The 304-nt window shown below is 48.0% G+C and carries 1 pseudogene; it reads right to left on the bottom strand.

Annotated elements, in window-relative coordinates:
* Positions 1 to 11: 11 nt before the first annotated feature.
* Positions 12 to 304 (bottom strand): annotated as a pseudogene (locus tag EXE45_RS20175) (hypothetical protein); the annotation flags it as partial.

Raw genomic sequence — 304 nt, forward strand, 5'->3', positions numbered from 1 at the left:
TTACCTCACCATCATATTCCGACGTTCCACTCAGACGGTGGCTCATCACGCAAGTTCGCAAAGCGGCTCAGAAGTGTATCGGGTATCGTATCGATCCTTACCCCCTGATCTTTACACTCTTCGTAGATACCTTCGAAGAACTCGAAAGGAGGATACTTGTCCACAGGATCGAGAGACTCCCAGTGCTCATACAGCTTGACTAGTTCTCTGACGAATTTTATGGCGAGGGCTATGCGAAGAGTATCGTTCGTGGTTTCACTGATTGCCCCCTTCGACGCCTTAACATGTATCTTCGTTTTCTCTA

It is taken from the genome of Halorubrum sp. SP9, from assembly GCF_005435015.1.
Lineage (GTDB): Archaea > Halobacteriota > Halobacteria > Halobacteriales > Haloferacaceae > Halorubrum > Halorubrum sodomense.